The organism is Cohnella sp. GCM10012308 (assembly GCF_042649185.1).
Lineage (GTDB): Bacteria > Bacillota > Bacilli > Paenibacillales > Paenibacillaceae > Cohnella.
Genome location: NZ_JBHRYU010000045.1, coordinates 1 through 16,676, shown reverse-complemented (window position 1 = coordinate 16,676; position 16,676 = coordinate 1). Strand labels below are relative to the sequence as shown.

Genomic DNA, 16,676 nt, shown 5'->3' with positions numbered 1-16,676 from the left:
GAGTTATGGTGAAGGAGCGGATGAAGCATGAGCACGACAAATCAGGCGAAGCTGTCCCAGTGGGACGCCTTGTTGGTAGAGTCGCTGAAGTCGCGGGGATGGACGAGCGAGGAGCTGATTGCGCGCGTCCGGTCGGGCGAGCTGCCGATTGACGAGAGTCCGTTTCAGTTTAAGTACGAGGCGCTCTCGGCATTTGCTGCGGAAGAGCCCGAGACGTTCGAAGCGGCAGTAACGCACGGATACCAGATCAAGTACAACACGGTGCGGGGCATTCACAGCTGGATCCGCGTCGCGCTCGGCCTTCAGCCGGAGCTCCTGCTGGAGGCAGGGGCCGAGGCGGTCCGCGCCTCGCTGAAGCCGGAGGAGAAAGAGCGTCTGGCTTCCGTCCTGTCCTTTGGCTGGCAGGTTCGCGAGGAAGAGGAGAAGTCGGCGGAGGCTTCCGGCGAAGGCCGTAGCGTCTACCTGATCGAACCGATTCAGCGATAAGTTTCATTGACAGATTATCCAGCCTTGTCCATAATGGAGACAAGAATGAACGCGGGGAAGCGCCCCGTCAGAGCCGAACACGTCATGTGTCGCTTTGACGGGGCTTTTTTGCTAAAGGGAGGATGCCTGCCATGGATAAAAAAAAGGAATGGGAAGACGCAATCAGAGAAAAGCGCGTGACGTACGACATTTATGCGGAGCTGCCGGAGGACGGACAGCGGTACGAGGTGCTCGACGGGGCGCTCGAGTTGATGTCGGGTCCGTCGCTCGTACATCAGATACTGGGAGGCAAGTTGACTTATCTCACGACTCAAAGTTGCGGCACTGATTATTTTATCCTAACAGCGCCCCTCGACGTCATTTTAAGCCCGAGAAACGTCACGCAGCCGGACGTCATCTTCATCCATCGGGGCCGTACGGACATCATGACGATGCGCGGCATCGAAGGCGCGCCCGATCTCGTCGTGGAGGTGCTGTCGCCAGGTTCCAGACATAGGGACAAGGTCCGCAAGCTGGACATCTACGGGAAGCACGGCGTGCAGGAGTACTGGATCCTCGATCCGGTGGCCCGGACGTTGGAGCGTTACGAGCAGGATGGCAGCCGCCTGACGTTGACCGATCTGTTCGAGGGAGAGGAGCGCGTCGTATCGGACAAGCTGCCGTGCATCTCGTTCGCTCTGAGCGAATTGTTCGCGGAGGAGCAGATCGGACGTTTGCTCGCGGGCGGCTGAAGCCGGGCGACACGCGTTTCGAGCCGGCAAGGTCAGCTGAACAAGACGTTTGACATGCTCATTCATGCGCTTATATATTAAGGCGGTAAAGGAATAAAGCCGGCCATCGGCTCAGAGGAGAGATCGGGCGCGTGAGCATTCAATTCAAGTGTTTTCCGGGAGGACGAAGCAAGGCGGTTACGTTCAGCTTCGACGACGGCAGAGTGCAAGACCGCAGGCTGGTCGAGATGATGAACCGATATGGTCTCAAAGGGACCTTTCACCTGAATTCCGGAAAGCTGGACCAAGAGGGGTTTATCGCTTCCGACGAGATCGCCGAACTGTTTGCCGGTCACGAGGTGTCGGCGCATTCGATCAGCCATCCGTTTCTCGACCTGCTTCCGACCGATGCGCTCGCCGGAGAGATCGCGGGGGACCGCAAGGCTTTAGAGCGATTGGCAGGCTACCCCATCCGCGGCATGAGCTATCCGTTCGGTACATACGATGACCGGGTCGTCGCGGCGCTGCCCGCGTTCGGCATTGAATACGCCCGCACGGTGAACAGTCACGGCGGCTTCGAGCTGCCTGCGGATTTTCTGCGTTGGCATCCGACCTGCCATCACAAGCAGATGGTGGAGCGCACGCAGGCTTATCTGGAATACCAGGACTACTTTGGCAGAATGTCGCTGCTTTATATTTGGGGGCATAGCTACGAGTTCGACGCGGACGATAACTGGAATCTGGTCGATGCCGTCGGAGGGCTGCTCGTCGATGCGGATGACGTTTGGAAGGCAACCAATGCCGAGATCGTCGCCTACAAGCAGGCGCTCGACCGCTTGCGCTTTACCGCCGACTGCACGATCGTGCACAATCCGTCCGCGCTCGAGGTGTGGATCCAGGCCGACGGAAAGGCCGTCCCGGTCGCTCCGGGCGAGCTGAAGCGTTTGTAGATGTAGGCATGAGTCCAAGCGGGACCCGTGGTTTGCAACACGCGGCGGAGGCAGTCCGTATCCCCTCTCGGAAAGAGCAGAGACCGCTCGGTCTCTGCTCTTTGTGCCGCAAGTACCCCGTCAAGCCGGATTCAGAATCCGGTCGTTCGAATAGACGCATACCGCATAGTAGACGAAGTACACCGCGACATACGCGCCCATCGACAGCAGGATCGGGATCGTGAAGTTCATGCCCACAAGTCCGGCAGTGAATACCTTCATGATCACGTAGCCGTGAGCGGTGCCAACCGCGAGCGGCAGGACGAAGACGAACAGCGTCTGCCAGGCGATCGTCCGCCGCAGCTCCCGGCGGCTGACGCCAAGCTTGCGAAGCACCGCGTACCGCCCGATGTCCGCGTGCGCTTCCGTCATTTGCTTGAAGTAGATCATGCTGCCCGTAGCCGCGAGGAAGACGAGCCCGAGAAATCCGACGATGAATAGAAACAGCCCCGACTCTTCCTGCGTACGCTTGTATTCCTCGTAAAACGTGCTCAGGCGCACCTCGTCGCGGCCGGCGGCCATCGCGCTTAGCCGGTCGGCGGTCGCGCCCGCCTTCTCTTGGCCTTCGACGCTATAGACCTCGAATACCGTAGGTGCTGCCGCCTTCGCGAGCTCGGCCCACGTCCCGTCGTCGACGACCACGAACAAGTCCGGGAACCGCCAGCTCAGCACGCGGCCTTCCAGCAAGGCCGCAAAGGGCAGCGCTCTTTTCCCGTCTCCGATGCGCAATTCAAGCGATTGATCGGCGTATTCCGCAAACGTCTGATCGTCCAGCATCGGCCGGATCGCCGCCGCTTCCCCCGCGGCCAGACGGACCGTCTCATGCCGTCCGAGCGCCTCGGATGCCTCGTTGTAGGCGCTGGCGGACAATACCGATACTGCCTTGCCCGGCTCGGCGTACGAGTAGTAATGTATCGGAATGTCGCGCAGGTTGGTCAGGCTCGCGTCCAACTCGATGACGGGAATCGAGAGATGCGAGACGACCGGGTGCTCCATGTCCGCGTCGATAACGCCCCGGACGCTGTCGTCGAATGCGGGATCGACGGACGTATGCTCATAGCTGAACGGGCGGCTCTCGGCGGTGCTGCGCTCCGCGAAGTAGTATTGGATGTATACGATGCTGAAAATGCCGAGGGTGATGCCGCTCAGCAGCGCGATCATCGAAAAAGTACGGACATGGCCGCGGACGCGGAACAGCAGCTGCGATACCCCGATCATGGCGGTGCCCCGGTAATAGCGGGATTTGTTCCTGCGCCAGGCTGCGAGCAGCGCCGGCACGGCCGCGCGGAACAGCAGCCAGGTGCCGAGCAGGATGCAGACCAGGGCGATGCCCATATTCAGTGCGAACTGCTCCGTGGTATGAATCTCCTGAAGCGCCGCGATGTAGCCCGCCGCGATCAGCAGCGCGGCAGCGAGCGCCGCCCATACCGAGACGCGGGGCGCGGGCTCGCCCTTTTTGTCCGCTCTGAACAGCTCGATGAGCGAGAACTTGTAGATGAGCCGATAGCTGAAGAGCGAGGTCGCCAGGACGATAAGAGCGAACACGGCGATCGTGTTCGCCGCCGCTTCGAGCGAGAGTCCGAAGCCGACGGACGTCGTCGCGTCCGTGCCAAGCAGCCGGACCAGAATCATGCCGAACAGCTTGGACAGCAGCGTGCCGAGGCCGATGCCAGCGGCCAACACGACGGCGCCCAGGATCAGATTTTCGTAGAGCAGCATTTGTCCGATCGTTTTGCGCCGAACGCCAAGCAGCGCGTACAGCCCGATTTCCTTTTTGCGGTTGCGCGTGAAGAAGGCGTTGGAGTAGCCGATGAATACGGCTGCGAACAAGGCCAGCACGACCGACGAGCCCATGAATACCGTGCGGAGGTTTTGCGAGGAAGCCATCCCGGCCTCGATGTCTTTGCTGTACTGAAGGCTGACGAACGTATAATAAATGACGACGCTGACCAGCATCGAGACAAAATAAATTGCGTAGTTCCGGGCGTTGCCTCTCATGTTTTTCTTGGCCAGATCCCATGGCGTCATGCCGAGCCTCTCCTTTCCGCGATCGCGCGCCGAATCATCCGCCGACCGGCGCGCCGCCGCCGAGTACCGACAGCACGTCCATGATTTTTTTGAAAAATAGCGGCCGCGCCTTCTCGCCTCTGCCGACCTCGGTGAAGACGCTTCCGTCCTTGATGAACAGCACGCGTGAGCAATAGCTGGCGGCGAACGGATCGTGCGTGACCATGAGGATGGTCGCGCGCTCGCGCATATTGAGCTCCTGCAGGCACTCGAGCAGGTCCGTGGCGGACTTCGAATCGAGCGCGCCGGTCGGTTCGTCGGCCAGCACGAGGCTAGGCTTCGCGACGATCGCGCGGGAGGCCGCCGTGCGCTGCTTCTGCCCGCCGGAGATCTGGTACGGGTACTTGTCCAGAATGTCCCGGATGCCGAAGCGCTCGGCGATCTCAAGCGCGCGGCGCTCGAGCTCCCCGAGGTCGGCGCGCGCCAGCGCCAGCGGCAGGACGATGTTTTCCCGGACCGTCAGCGTATCGAGCAGATTGAAGTCCTGGAAAATGAAGCCCAGCCGGTCCCTGCGGAATGCCGACATCCGAGCCTCGTCCATATTCAGAATGCTGACGCCGTCTACCTCGATCTCGCCCGAGGTCGGCTTGTCGATCGTCGACAGCAGGTTCAGCAGGGTCGACTTGCCCGAGCCGGACGGCCCCATGATGCCGACGAACTCGCCTTCCGCGACGGTCAGGTCGATATGCTGCAGCGCGGTGAACAGATTGCCTCTCGCGCCGTACGTCTTTTGCACGTTTCTCGCTTCCACGATCGTTTTCATCTTCAATACCTCCATCTCCGCCATTCAAGAGCGTCAGGCCTGCGATACTTATTGTACAGGATCCCTTATGCGTTCAACCGAACAGCCGGAGCGCCCAACCTAACAATATTGTCACATACGGCGTGTTGCGCGGGGGCGGCGGGGATGTTATGAATGACTCATGCGAAAGGCGAACGGCCTGGGGAGGCATGCGTATGAGCATGAAAATCATGATCGTGGAGGACGATCCGACGATCCGGGAGCTGATCGCCGAAGCGCTCGGCAAGTGGGGCTTCGAGACCTGTCTCGCGGAAGACTTCGGCGAGGTACTGGCGGCATTCGTCCGGGAGTCGCCGCATCTGGTGCTGATGGACATCAACCTGCCCTCGTTCGACGGCTTCTACTGGTGCGGCCGGATCCGGGAGCTTTCGAAGGTGCCCATCCTGTTCCTCTCCTCGCGGGACACGCCGATGGACATGGTCATGTCCATGAATATGGGCGGGGACGATTTCGTTCAGAAACCGTTTCATATGGACGTGCTCGTAGCCAAGATCCAAGCCCTGCTAAGGCGGACGTATACCTATCTCGATGCGCCCGCCAGCGTCATCGAGCACGACGGCGTCGTGCTCGACCTCAAGGACGGGACGGTCGTGCGGGGCGACAGCCGGGCGGAGCTGACCAAGACCGAATTCGCGATCTTGAGCCTCCTCATGCGGAACAAAGGCGCCATCGTCGGCCGCACGAAGATCATGCGCGCGCTCTGGGAGGACGAGAGCTTCGTGGACGAGAATACGCTGACCGTCAACATCGGACGGCTGCGGCGGAAGCTGGCGGAGCTGGGCCGTGAGGATTTCATCGCGACTCGCAAAGGACAGGGGTACATCGTGCCATGACATTCGCCGATTATGCCAGAGACAAAGCGCCGTTTTTTGCGTTCGCGGCAGGCCTGACTGCATTCGTCGCCCTGATGATGGCGGTCAGCGGCGTCGATTCGGGCACCGTCCTGTATACAGCTTCCGCTTGCATCGTTTTTACGATCATATATGCATGCGCGGGCTATATGCACCGAAGAGGGTTTTACCGGGAGATTGAGCTGAGCATGGACGCCAGGGACGTCAAGGTCGACCATCTGCCGAAGCCGCTGACGCGGGGACAAGCCCGGTTGCTGGCCTTCTCTCGGCGTCGTCAGGAGGAGCACGAGGCACGGCTGAGCAGTCTGCGTGCCGAGATTCGCGAGCATCAGGACTTCGTCATGTCCTGGATTCACGAGGTGAAGCTGCCGATCGCCGCCATTCGGCTGCTTCTTGAGCGGGAGGAGGCGCTGCCCGAGCCGCTTGCGGACAAGCTGGAGGACGAGATCGCCAAGATCGACAGCTACGTGGAGCAGGCTTTGTATTTCTCGCGCATCGATTCCTTCTCCAAAGACTACTTTATCTCCGAACTGCCGCTGCAGACGGTCGTTAAGGCGAGCGTGCGAAAATACGCCAAGCTGTTCATCAACAAACGGATCGCCTTCGAGATTCAGGAGGGGGAGCTTCGTGCGCACAGCGACGGCAAGTGGCTCGCCTTCATCGTCGAGCAGATCATGGCCAACGCGCTCAAGTATACGCCGGAGCAGGGCCGGATCTCGGCTGGCTGGGAAGAGGACGCGGCGGAGAAGCGGCTGTGGATCGAGGACGACGGTATCGGGATTCCGCCGGAGGAGCTGGGCCGCGTCTTCGAGAAAGGCTTCACGGGGACGAACGGCCGCAGTCATGCCAAGTCCACGGGTCTCGGCCTCTACCTGGCGCGGCAGATGGCGCACAAGCTCGGGCACCGGCTGTCCGTGAGCTCGGAGCCGGAAGCAGGCACGAGGCTTACGATTCATTTCCCGAAATTCAGATCGTACATGGACGTCGGTCGGCTCTGAGACAAGCCTGCCCTTGCGCAAGAACGCGAATAGGCGTTTACTAGGTGAGGAAGTGCATGCATCTAGAGGAGGAGGAGCGGCACCGTGAACGAACATACCGATATTGTCGCATTCGTGAAGCAAGGGGCGGAGTCGAGAGGCATTCGTCTGACCGAGGTGGCCTTTCCGGACGAGATCGTCCTGGCGCCGGGCGCGGCCGCGCGGTTGCCGGTCTACTTGAAGGAAAAGGGCCATCGTCGCGCGCTGCTGGTCGGCGACCCGATCACGATGGCAGCGGCGAACGGCGACGGGCTGGCCGAGGCGCTCCGCGGGCTGGGGATCGTCGCCGAGGCGACGCTCGTAAAGCCGAACGCAGCGGGAGACGTCGTAGCGGACGAAGCGTCGATCGTGCAAACGCTGCTGGACATCCAGAAGCGCGGAGCGGACGTCGCCGTAGCGGTAGGCGCGGGCACGCTGCACGACATCACGCGCTATGCCGCATACGCGTCGGGCCTGCCGTTCGTCTCGATGCCGACGGCGCCGTCGGTCGACGGCTTCACCTCGAAGGGCGCGCCGCTGCTCATTCGCGGCGACAAGATCACCGTCCCGGCGATCGGCCCTTCGGCGATTTTCGCGGATACGGATATTCTGGCGCTGGCGCCTGGCGCGATGGTCGCGGCCGGCTTCGGAGACATGCTCGGGAAGTACACGTCTTTATTCGACTGGAAAGTCGGACATACGATCGGCGGCGAGGACTACGATCCGTATGTCGCCGAGCTAACCGCCATGGCGCTGGAAGAATGCGTCGCGAACGCCGAGGCGATCGGCGGCCGGACGCCGGCGGGCATCGAGACGCTGACGCGCGCGCTGATCGTGTCGGGACTCGCGATGCTCATTTTCGGTCAGTCCCATTCGGCCTCGGGCGCCGAGCATCATCTATCGCATTATTGGGAAATGGAGCTGCTGCGGACGGGGCGGCGGCAGGTGCTCCACGGAGCCAAGGTCGGCGCGGCATGCGCCGTTATCGCCGAGCATTACCGCATCCGGCTGGGACAAGCGGCGGAGCCGCAGGCTTCGGGTTCTGCTGCTGCGCTTGCCCTGCGGCTGGGCGACAGGCTGCCGGAGATTGCCGGCTGGCTCGGCGAGCTCCCCGATGCGGCGCGCATCCGGGAGCTGCTGCGAATCGCGGGCGGGCCCGCGTTGCCCGAGGCGCTCGGCATCGGCGACGAGCTGGTAGCGCGATCGCTGCGCGAAGCGGACGAGATCCGCCCGAGCCGCAAGACGCTGCTGCGTCTCATCAACGGCAGAACCTGAAAAGCCTGCTCCGCTGCCGCAAGCCGGCGGCGGAGCCGTTTTTTAGAGTCGCCAAGCCTAAAGAAGTCTCCACTGAGACCACTTCGCCCCGCCGAACAGCCATCGCTCCGCGAGAAGTCCCACGCAAGACCACTTCGCCGCGCCGACCAGCCGCCGCTCCGCGAGAAGTCCCAACCGAGACCACTTCGCCCCGCCGAACAGCCATCGCTCCGCAAGAAGTCCCAACCGAGACTTCTTCCCCCCGCTCGCGGTCCCCCCAACTAATCCCTCACTCTCCCCAAATACGCCCGAATGTATTGCCGGGGCGATACCCCTTCCGCTTGCTTGAACGCCTTGCTGAACGCGTACACGCTCCCGTACCCGACCTCCTCCGCGATCGAGGTCAGCGAACGCCGCCCGTAGATCATGAAGCCCTTCGCCTTCTCGATCCGCTGCCGGATCTGGTATTGCTGCGGAGACAAACCAAACTTTTCCTTAAACAACCGCGAGAAGTGGAACACGCTCAAGCAGGCCAGCTTGGACAGCTCCTCTAGACTTACCGTCCGGTTGTAATGCTCGACAATGAAGGTCACGGCCTGCTCCAGCGTTTTCTCGTGCAAGCTTAGGTGTGCCTTGTGCTGCGCTTCCAGCCCGGTCAGCAGGAGGTGAAGAATGTGCAGGACGAGCGATTTTTGCAAGATGATAAACGCTTCGTCTCTCCGGTCATAGGCATGGATCAGCTTCATCAGCAGCCGATGGACCTCCCCATGACCGCCGATGCGAATGATATCGGGCATGCCCAGCACGCTGCCCAGGTGATCGGGGCGAATGAGCCGTACTTCAGCCTCGGAGCACTCTGCGCGTGTCTTGAAGTTGACGGGCACATCCGCGAACGATGCATCGTCCATGACGTCGAAGTGGATATGCGGCATCCAGCATTCGCCCGAAGAGCCGACAAATTCGTGCTCGACGCCAGGCTTTAGCAGCAGAATGTCGCCGGGGACGAGCGTGTGCATCCGATTCCCGATTCGAAGACGCAGCTCGCCTTTTTCTAAATAAAGCAATTCGTAGTCGAAAATAATGCGCGGCTTGAGCTTCATGCCGACAGCGCGATGGTTCCAGGCCCGGCGTACGTTGGGGGACATCTGTCTCAGCAGCTCGCGCACGGTGTCGGATGCCGCAGTCATGTTCAGCCCTCCTCGATAAAAGAGCAAGATCGGTTAAATAATCACAATTCGCAATAAGGAACATTTCCCGTTCGTTTGCTAAAATCATTGCTGAAATCGCTATCACATTTAGCAATTTTAATTATAATCCCGCACGTCGATCCAAGCTACGGCATACGCGTGTCGATGGAGAAGGAGCTGGCTGAATTGAGCGGATTTAACGGACTGAACCTGGGGCTCGGCAATCTGGCGAGGCTGTCGGACGCCAAGACGAGATCGATCAGCGCCGAGAACTATACGGGCGGCAAAGGACAGGGAGCCATGGCGACGGAAGGGACGGGCGCAAATTGCGCGCGTGAGCTCGGCGTCGGCTGGAAGGTGTCGCCATCCGTCGAGATCGAGCCGAATGCGACCTTCGTCATGGGCGAGATCGAAGGTCCGGGAGCCATCCAGCATATATGGATGACGAGCGCGCCGCATCAGTGGCGAAACCTGATTTTGCGCTTTTACTGGGACGGCGAAGAGGCGCCTTCCGTCGAGGTGCCGATGTGCGACTTCTTCTGCAACGGGTGGCAGGAGCGCGCGGACGTCAATTCGCTGCCGATCGCCGTCAATCCGGCGGGCGGCTTCAACAGCTACTGGCAAATGCCCTTTCGACGATCCGCGCGCATCACGATGGAAAACCGCAATCCGGACAAAACCGTGCTCTATTACCAGATTGACTATACGCTCACCGAGGTGCCGGACGACGCGGCATACTTCCATGCGCAGTGGCGGCGCAGCAGCCCGGTCGCTTACAAGGACGTACACACGATTCTGGACGGGGTTCGCGGCAAAGGCCATTACGTCGGCGTCTATCTGGCTTGGCAGGTAAACAATACGGGCTGGTGGGGCGAAGGCGAGATCAAGTTCTACATGGATGGGGACAAAGAACATCCGACGATCTGCGGCACGGGGACCGAGGATTACTTTGGCGGCGCATGGAATTGGGAGCAGCCGCAGGGCACGTATCGGACCTATTCGACCGCTTATCTGGGCATGCATCAGGCTATTAAGCCTGACGGCTTGTACCGCAGTCAGCAGCGCTTCGGCATGTATCGCTGGCATGTGATGGACCCGATCCGCTTCGACAGCGACTTGCGGGTGACGATCCAGGACCTGGGCTGGCGTTCGGGCGGCCGATATTTGCCGCAGCAGAGCGACATCGCGTCGACGGCTTTCTGGTACCAGTCCGAGCCGCACGCGCCGCACCCGACGCTGCCGGACAACGATGCGAGGGAAGTCATTTAGCAAAGTGAGGGAAGCGCATCGGGACGGGGGACGGATTATCTCTCTATTTTAGGCGCGGCCGGGCTCGGTTACGCGAGGACCCGCATGCGGTGGTGTGGCTTGAAATAAGGATGTGCCAAAGTCTTATTCGCGTGAGATCGGTAGCTGCCAGCGGAATAGCGGTATACGGTCGTCTTACCCGATCAATCTAAAAAGAGCGACACGCCGTCCGGCCGGGGAAATAGCCGGTGGACGGTGTGCCGCTCTTTTTGCTACAGCGCCGGCGCCGCTCCGCCGTCGATGTTGACCGACGTGCCCGACACGTAGGAGGCTGCGCCGGATACGAGAAACGCAATCACGCGCGCAGCCTCATCAGTATCGCCGATCCGGCCGAGCGGAATGCCGTGCTTCGGATCGCGCGCATACTGCTCCCAAGGCACCTCCGGCGCTTCGCGCTGCCACTTGGCCTCGATCTGGCTGCTGCGGATGAGCCCGATGCAGACGGTGTTCACGCGGATGCCGTCCGCAGCCAGATCGCGGCTCAGCGCCTTGGTCAACGCGAGACCCGCGGCGCGGCTGACCGAGGTCGGCAGCGAGGAAGCGCCCGGCGTCTTGGCAAAAGCGGCCGTGACGTTGACGATGGCGCCCGCGCCGCTGCGCTTCAAGTACGGCAGCGCCGACTGCGTGAAGCGGATTGCGCCGAACAGCTTCAGGTCCAGGTCGTCGCGCCAGACGGCAGGCTCGACCTTCTCGAATGACGCCGCGTTCGACGTGCCGGCGTTATTGACCAGAATATCGATGCCGCCAAAGCGTTCCGCCGTCTTGACCACCGCATATTCCACGTCGCTGTCGCTCGTTACGTCGGCGACGATCGCCAGCGGCTCATGCCCCGTTTTTTCCTTGATGAGCGCTTCCGCCTTTTCCAGCTCGTCCGCCCCGCGGGCGACGATGACGACGTTCGCGCCTTCCTCCGCCAGCAGCAGGGCCGTATGGAGTCCGATCCCCTTGCTCCCGCCCGTAATAATCGCGGTCTTGCCTCGCAGTCCCAGATCCATCGCTTGTACCTCCTCGTCAGCTATGCTTGCGCTTGCGCCGCAGCGCCGTCCGACTTCTGGTCGAGCGCCGTCCGCAGCACCTTTTCCACCTTGGACAAATGCAGCCCGATCCGCTCGGAAGCTTGGCCTGCGTCACGCGCCTCGATCGCCTCGTAAATACCGCGGTGCTCCTCCAGCAGCCTGGAAGCCTCGGCCTGTTCCTGATAGAACCATAGTTCCCGCGTCCGGCCGATCGTCTCGGACAGCCGCTGCGAGATCGAATCCATCAGCTGGTTCAGCACGGGATTGCCCGAGGCCTCCGCGATTGCTTGATGAAACGCGAGGTCGGCGCGTTCCCCGCCTTCCGCATCGTCCTCCCGGAGCGCCCGCTCCATCGTCGCCAAGATCTCTCGCAGCTTCGCAAGATCGTCTTCGCTCCGTTTCAAGGCAGCCAGCTCGGCCGTCCCGCGCTCGAGTATTTTGCGGACCTCCAATATCTCCATCACCGCCTCCGCACCCTGAGACAGGTCGAAGAGAGAGCCCGTTCCCTCGCCGGGAAGCGACTTCGCCACATAGGTCCCGCCGCCGTGCCGCACGTCCAGCCAGCCCATCGCCTTAAGCGCGCTGATCGCCTCGCGGATAGTGGAGCGGCCTACGCCGTAGGCTTCGGCAAGCTTTTCAAGAGAAGGCAGCTTCTGTCCGGGCACGAGCTCTCCGCGTTCCAACTGCTGACGAATATGGCGCGAGACGATTTCATGTCCTTTTTGCGTCTCGATCTTGGTCGGTCGCATGTCCAGCGCTCCTTGCGTCTTCGATATCGTCGGACGGCGCATAAGGCCGTTGATATGTATTAGCATAAATGATATATCGCGAAAAGTCTTGGCACAAGAGAGAGCGTCAGCGAATACCGAAGAGTGGGAGGAAGGTCGGCAGCCTCTGCGGAGCGTCTTCGACCGCATCGAAGATACGGTCAGCGGGAGGCGCAAGGAAGAAGCCGCGGCTACCCGCCGCGGCTCCCTACGGACTACTATTTCTTCTTTTCGTCGGCGGATTTGTGGTTCGTAAACGTCTCTTCGACCGAATCGACCATTTCTTTCACCGCATCGTTCACCATGTCCGTCGCCATCAAGTCGTCCTTGCCTGGCGGCGTAGGGGACGAGGCTTCAGTATAGGATTCAACGTCTCCGTCCTTGCGAATCATGGGAATCCCTCCTTTAGCTTCATAATTATGATTACCCAGACCGGGCGCCCCATACCCATCCGACACTCGTCGCAGAAAAGCCGCAGAAAAAGGGATTTACGAAAAGTGAACAAACCGTTACAATAAAAGTCATCAGATGACCTGAACAATTAGGGGTGAAACGTAACATGGCGGAAAAGGCGTATGCGTCCAAACTGCGTGCCATTGTCGGCGATCGTTACTATAGAGAGGATATGGAGGCTCGCGTCGCGCATTCTTACGACGGGACGCCGATGCTGCAGGCGCTTCCCGACGGCGTCGTCTATCCGGCTTCGACCGCCGAAGTAGCGGCTGTCATGAAGATTCTGGCCGAGCACCGCGTGCCGCTGGTGAGCAGGGGCTCCGGATCGAATCTGTGCGGAGGTACGGTTCCGCTTGAGGGCGGCATCGTCATGGTCCTGCACCGCATGAACCGCATTATCGAGGTCGACCTCGAAAATTTGACGGCGACCGTTCAGCCGGGCCTTATCACGGCTGAGTTCATCGCGCATATCGAGTCGCTCGGCCTGTTCTATCCGCCGGATCCTAGCAGCATGCGCATCTCGACGATCGGCGGCAACATCGCGGAGTGCTCAGGCGGCTTGCGAGGTCTTAAGTACGGCACGACCAAGGATTATGTCATCGGCCTGGAAGCCGTGCTCGCGAGCGGAGAGATCATCCGCACGGGCGGCAAGCTGATGAAGGACGTGGCCGGCTACGATCTGACCAAGCTGCTGGTCGGCTCGGAGGGCACGCTCGCCATCATCACCGAAGCGACGCTGAAGCTCGTTCCGCCGCCGCGCGCCAAGAAGACGATGCTCGCGATGTACCGCGACCTGTATGGCGCGGCGCGCACCGTATCGCGCATTATCGAGGCGCGGATCATTCCGGCTACGCTCGAGTTCATGGACAATCCGACGATCCGCGTCGTCGACGACTTCGCGAAGCTCGGGCTGCCGCTCGACATGGAGGCGATCCTCCTCATCGAGCAGGACGGCGATCCCGAGGCGGTGGAGAGGGATATCGCCCTGATCGAGGAGATCTGCATCGCGGAGCGCGCCGACCGGGTACAGGTCGCCGCCGACCGCGAGGAGGCGGAGCGGCTGCTGACCGCAAGGCGGAGCGCGTTCACCGCGCTCGCGCGGCTGCGTCCGACGACGATCCTCGAGGACGCGACCGTGCCTCGCTCGAAGATCGCGGACATGGTGCTGCGCATCAACGAGATCGCGCGCAAGTACAACGTCACGATCGCGACGTTCGGCCACGCCGGGGACGGCAATCTGCATCCGACAGCGACGACGGACGCGCGAGATCATGACGAGGTGCACAGGGTCGAGCAGGCGTTCGCGGAAATTTTCGAGGCGTCCATCGAGCTCGGCGGCACGATTACGGGCGAGCACGGCGTGGGCATCGTCAAGGCGCCTTATCTCGAGTGGAAGGTCGGATCCGCGGGCCTCGACATGATGAAGGGCATCAAGCAGGCGTTCGATCCGCACAGGCTGCTCAACCCGGGCAAGCTGTTCGCCAAGGAAACGAGAAAAAGGGTGGTGCTGCAGCATGAGTAGTCAAACCTTCGGCAAGCCCGACATCGATCATGCGAACCCGCTCGCGCGCACGATGCTGAAGAAGCTTGACTACGATCAGCTTACCAACTGCATGCGCTGCGGCTTCTGCCTGCCGGCTTGCCCGACCTTCCGCGAGACGGGCGTCGAGCCCGAATCGCCTCGCGGCCGGATCGCGCTCATGAAGGCCGTCGTCGACGGCGTGATGGAGCCCGACCAGGCGTTCGAGGACCAGATGAACCACTGCCTCGGCTGCCGCGCTTGCGAGCCGGTCTGTCCGGCCGACGTCAAGTACGGCCAGCTGATCGAGCAGACGCGCGACGCGATCGAGGACCATGCCAAGCACGGCGCGATCGTGAGCGGGACGCGCAAGCTGTTTTTCCGCGGCGTATTCCCGCATCAGAACCGGATGAAGCTGCTGGGCAAGTCGCTCCGGCTGTACCAGAAGTCCGGTCTGCAAAAGATCGCGCGCGGTACCGGCGTCATGAAGCTGTTCCCCGCCCATATGCGGGAAATGGAGCAGATCTTGCCGGAAGCGGCGTCCCAGGGCGTCATCGAGCGGATCGGCGAGCGCTACCCGGCCAAGGGCCAGCGGATCGCGACGGTCGCCTTGTTCAGAGGCTGCATCATGGACGTGCTGTTCGCCGACACCAACGTCAACACGGTGAAGCTGCTGTCCGAAGCGGGGTTCGACGTCGTCATCCCCAAGACGCAGGGCTGCTGCGGCGCGCTTCACGCGCATAGCGGCGAGATGGATAAGGCACGTGAGCTGGCTCGCGTCAATGTCAAAGCGTTCAAGGATGCCGGCGTCGACTATATCGTCAGCAATGCCGGCGGCTGCGGCGCCTTGCTCGTCGAGTACGATCATTTGCTGCACGAGGATGAATCCTGGGCGGCCGACGCGGCCTGGTTCGCGAAGCGCGTCGTCGACATCAGCACGATCCTGGTGGATAAGGGCCGCGTGCCTGCCTTCGCTGAAGAGGCGGCTAAAGGCGCGGTGCCGGAGGCAGTCGCGGAGACAGGGGCTGCGGCAACGATCACGTATCAGGATTCCTGTCACCTGCGCAATGTCATGAAGGGCTCCATAGCGCCGCGTAAGCTTATGAAGTCGGTAAAGGGCGCGCACTTCTGCGAAATGCGGGATTCCGATCGCTGCTGCGGATCGGCGGGCATCTACAATGTCACGCAGCCCGAGATGGCCGGCCAGATTCTCGAGCACAAGATGGAGCATGCCAACGCAACGGAGGCGCAGTACTTGCTGACGAGCAACCCCGGCTGCCTGCTGCAGATGAAGCTGGGCATCGACAAGCACGGCCGCGGCGGCGACATGAAGGCGATGCATATCGTGGATTACTTGTACGAGCGGATCGCGCAACCCGGCGACGAGGCGTAATTAAATTTCGACGAATCGAATGCGGCGCGTGCGCATGGGCGGTCTAGCCTATATAATGATAGTTAAACAGTCTAGGAGGTTCGCCCCTTGAGGAAGTATAACTTCATTCGCCCGGTGCTGCTCATCGTGACCGCGCTGCTCGTCAGAAGCCTTGTCACCAACGTTTGCTTGCTGCTGGGCATGGAGCCCGATCCGGCCAGCAGCGTAGGCTTTATGGCCATGATCGTCGCCGCTTTCATTATTTTCTCCCGCATGAACAAGCGCCGCCGCAAGCCTTCGGACAAGTGAAGGCCGTCCGCTTGCAAGCGTCTTTTTTAACGCATAGATCCGTTATAGGCTTTAAGAGGCTGTCCCGACATGTCACGGCATGATCGGGACGGTCTTTTTTTGCCATTAAAGAAAGTATGAAATGCGCATGACCAAACCAATCGATGAACCGGTAATTGCAAGGAGAGAAGAGTCGGTGCTTTCCATTCTGATGCGGGCGGCGGCGATTCACGGACAAGCAGGCGCGCAAGCGGCGTGCCGGCGATTTTCGGTTGCTTCGCGGGACGAAAAACCTGCATTTATACATGTATTTTCCACCGACCAACGACACTTGATAAAATACCTGCAAATGCGCAGGTAAATCGAATACTTAAGCCCGAAATCTGATTGATAGAGGAAAATACCTGCGTTTTTGCATGTATTCGTGTCAAAAGGATAGGCATCGGCGAAAAAAGATGTATATTTCAGGCTGTTGAGAAAGCAGTTTTACGCAGCCAACTGTAGCCTGATCCGACGAATATGTAAATAAATGGTCGACAGTGCGCACCAAAAGCCCGAACCTTTGCAGGAAGAAGTCTTCGCCAGGTGTCT

The 16,676-nt window shown here is 60.8% G+C and carries 17 protein-coding genes; 10 read left to right on the top strand and 7 right to left on the bottom strand.

What is annotated here, in order from left to right:
- Positions 1–27: 27 nt before the first annotated feature.
- From ACFOTD_RS31255 to ACFOTD_RS31245, 3 genes are all read left to right on the top strand, one after another.
- A complete protein-coding gene (locus ACFOTD_RS31255) occupies positions 28–486 on the top strand; it encodes a hypothetical protein (RefSeq protein WP_378123872.1) in 459 nt (152 codons plus the stop codon).
- A gap of 131 nt (positions 487–617) precedes the next feature.
- Positions 618–1,217, top strand: a complete 600-nt coding sequence (locus tag ACFOTD_RS31250) for a Uma2 family endonuclease (protein WP_378123871.1) — start codon at positions 618–620, stop codon at positions 1,215–1,217.
- 131 nt (positions 1,218–1,348) lie between these two features.
- Positions 1,349–2,146 (top strand): polysaccharide deacetylase family protein, encoded by a 798-nt coding sequence (locus ACFOTD_RS31245; protein WP_378123869.1) that lies wholly within the window; start codon positions 1,349–1,351, stop codon positions 2,144–2,146.
- Between the two features lie 120 nt (positions 2,147–2,266).
- On the opposite strand, the gene ACFOTD_RS31240 is transcribed toward ACFOTD_RS31245, so the two are convergent.
- Together ACFOTD_RS31240 and ACFOTD_RS31235 are read right to left on the bottom strand one after the other, a co-directional pair.
- Positions 2,267–4,213, bottom strand: a complete 1,947-nt coding sequence (locus ACFOTD_RS31240; protein ID WP_378123868.1) for an ABC transporter permease — start codon at positions 4,211–4,213, stop codon at positions 2,267–2,269.
- Positions 4,214–4,247: 34 nt separating this feature from the next.
- On the bottom strand, positions 4,248–5,015 hold the full coding sequence (locus ACFOTD_RS31235; protein ID WP_378123867.1) for an ABC transporter ATP-binding protein: 768 nt from the start codon (positions 5,013–5,015) through the stop codon (positions 4,248–4,250).
- 200 nt (positions 5,016–5,215) lie between these two features.
- Here ACFOTD_RS31235 and ACFOTD_RS31230 point away from each other — a divergent pair, with 200 nt between their 5' ends.
- From ACFOTD_RS31230 to ACFOTD_RS31220, 3 genes are all read left to right on the top strand, one after another.
- Positions 5,216–5,887 (top strand): response regulator transcription factor, encoded by a 672-nt coding sequence (locus ACFOTD_RS31230; protein ID WP_378123910.1) that lies wholly within the window; start codon positions 5,216–5,218, stop codon positions 5,885–5,887.
- A complete protein-coding gene (locus tag ACFOTD_RS31225; protein ID WP_378123866.1) occupies positions 5,884–6,903 on the top strand; it encodes a sensor histidine kinase in 1,020 nt (339 codons plus the stop codon). The genes ACFOTD_RS31230 and ACFOTD_RS31225 overlap by 4 nt, the downstream gene beginning before the upstream one ends.
- Before the next feature lie 84 nt (positions 6,904–6,987).
- A complete protein-coding gene (locus ACFOTD_RS31220; protein WP_378123865.1) occupies positions 6,988–8,196 on the top strand; it encodes a sn-glycerol-1-phosphate dehydrogenase in 1,209 nt (402 codons plus the stop codon).
- Positions 8,197–8,253: 57 nt separating this feature from the next.
- Here the strand turns inward: ACFOTD_RS31220 and ACFOTD_RS31215 are convergent, their stop codons facing one another.
- Both ACFOTD_RS31215 and ACFOTD_RS31210 read right to left on the bottom strand, forming a co-directional pair.
- The gene (locus ACFOTD_RS31215) at positions 8,254–8,421 is read right to left on the bottom strand and encodes a hypothetical protein (RefSeq protein WP_378123863.1); all 168 of its coding nucleotides are present in this window, start codon (positions 8,419–8,421) and stop codon (positions 8,254–8,256) included.
- 35 nt (positions 8,422–8,456) lie between these two features.
- The gene (locus ACFOTD_RS31210) at positions 8,457–9,362 is read right to left on the bottom strand and encodes a helix-turn-helix domain-containing protein (protein ID WP_378123862.1); all 906 of its coding nucleotides are present in this window, start codon (positions 9,360–9,362) and stop codon (positions 8,457–8,459) included.
- Positions 9,363–9,548: 186 nt separating this feature from the next.
- Here ACFOTD_RS31210 and ACFOTD_RS31205 point away from each other — a divergent pair, with 186 nt between their 5' ends.
- Positions 9,549–10,631 carry a glycoside hydrolase family 172 protein gene (locus ACFOTD_RS31205; protein ID WP_378123860.1) on the top strand — a complete coding sequence of 361 codons (1,083 nt, stop codon included), beginning with the start codon at positions 9,549–9,551 and terminating at the stop codon, positions 10,629–10,631.
- A gap of 251 nt (positions 10,632–10,882) precedes the next feature.
- Here ACFOTD_RS31205 and ACFOTD_RS31200 read toward each other — a convergent pair whose 3' ends face one another.
- The 3 genes from ACFOTD_RS31200 to ACFOTD_RS31190 form a co-directional block, all read right to left on the bottom strand.
- Positions 10,883–11,665 (bottom strand): SDR family NAD(P)-dependent oxidoreductase, encoded by a 783-nt coding sequence (locus ACFOTD_RS31200; RefSeq protein WP_378123859.1) that lies wholly within the window; start codon positions 11,663–11,665, stop codon positions 10,883–10,885.
- A gap of 20 nt (positions 11,666–11,685) precedes the next feature.
- On the bottom strand, positions 11,686–12,435 hold the full coding sequence (locus ACFOTD_RS31195) for a FadR/GntR family transcriptional regulator (RefSeq protein WP_378123858.1): 750 nt from the start codon (positions 12,433–12,435) through the stop codon (positions 11,686–11,688).
- A 236-nt stretch (positions 12,436–12,671) separates the two neighbouring features.
- Positions 12,672–12,845, bottom strand: a complete 174-nt coding sequence (locus ACFOTD_RS31190) for a hypothetical protein (RefSeq protein ID WP_378123857.1) — start codon at positions 12,843–12,845, stop codon at positions 12,672–12,674.
- 167 nt (positions 12,846–13,012) lie between these two features.
- Between ACFOTD_RS31190 and ACFOTD_RS31185 the strand changes: the two genes are divergently transcribed.
- The 3 genes from ACFOTD_RS31185 to ACFOTD_RS31175 all read left to right on the top strand — a co-directional run bounded on the left by ACFOTD_RS31185 (position 13,013) and on the right by ACFOTD_RS31175 (position 16,106).
- Positions 13,013–14,428: an FAD-linked oxidase C-terminal domain-containing protein gene (locus tag ACFOTD_RS31185; RefSeq protein WP_378123856.1), complete on the top strand. Its 1,416-nt coding sequence runs from the start codon at positions 13,013–13,015 to the stop codon at positions 14,426–14,428.
- Positions 14,421–15,818, top strand: coding sequence for a (Fe-S)-binding protein (locus ACFOTD_RS31180; protein ID WP_378123855.1), 1,398 nt, complete (start codon positions 14,421–14,423; stop codon positions 15,816–15,818). Before ACFOTD_RS31185 ends, ACFOTD_RS31180 begins: the two co-directional genes overlap by 8 nt.
- 87 nt (positions 15,819–15,905) lie before the next feature.
- A complete protein-coding gene (locus ACFOTD_RS31175; protein WP_378123854.1) occupies positions 15,906–16,106 on the top strand; it encodes a hypothetical protein in 201 nt (66 codons plus the stop codon).
- Positions 16,107–16,676 lie beyond the last annotated feature (570 nt).

Excerpts from the sequence above, each read along its gene's own strand:
- ACFOTD_RS31240 (WP_378123868.1), bottom strand. The coding sequence starts at position 4,213 with ATGACGCCATGGGATCTGGCCAAGAAAAACATGAGAGGCAACGCCCGG.
- ACFOTD_RS31255 (WP_378123872.1), top strand. The coding sequence starts at position 28 with ATGAGCACGACAAATCAGGCGAAGCTGTCCCAGTGGGACGCCTTGTTG.
- ACFOTD_RS31250 (WP_378123871.1), top strand. The coding sequence starts at position 618 with ATGGATAAAAAAAAGGAATGGGAAGACGCAATCAGAGAAAAGCGCGTG.
- ACFOTD_RS31230 (WP_378123910.1), top strand. The coding sequence starts at position 5,216 with ATGAAAATCATGATCGTGGAGGACGATCCGACGATCCGGGAGCTGATC.
- ACFOTD_RS31180 (WP_378123855.1), top strand. The coding sequence starts at position 14,421 with ATGAGTAGTCAAACCTTCGGCAAGCCCGACATCGATCATGCGAACCCG.
- ACFOTD_RS31235 (WP_378123867.1), bottom strand. The coding sequence starts at position 5,015 with ATGAAAACGATCGTGGAAGCGAGAAACGTGCAAAAGACGTACGGCGCG.
- ACFOTD_RS31185 (WP_378123856.1), top strand. The coding sequence starts at position 13,013 with ATGGCGGAAAAGGCGTATGCGTCCAAACTGCGTGCCATTGTCGGCGAT.
- ACFOTD_RS31190 (WP_378123857.1), bottom strand. The coding sequence starts at position 12,845 with ATGATTCGCAAGGACGGAGACGTTGAATCCTATACTGAAGCCTCGTCC.
- ACFOTD_RS31210 (WP_378123862.1), bottom strand. The coding sequence starts at position 9,362 with ATGACTGCGGCATCCGACACCGTGCGCGAGCTGCTGAGACAGATGTCC.
- ACFOTD_RS31200 (WP_378123859.1), bottom strand. The coding sequence starts at position 11,665 with ATGGATCTGGGACTGCGAGGCAAGACCGCGATTATTACGGGCGGGAGC.
- ACFOTD_RS31195 (WP_378123858.1), bottom strand. The coding sequence starts at position 12,435 with ATGCGACCGACCAAGATCGAGACGCAAAAAGGACATGAAATCGTCTCG.
- ACFOTD_RS31225 (WP_378123866.1), top strand. The coding sequence starts at position 5,884 with ATGACATTCGCCGATTATGCCAGAGACAAAGCGCCGTTTTTTGCGTTC.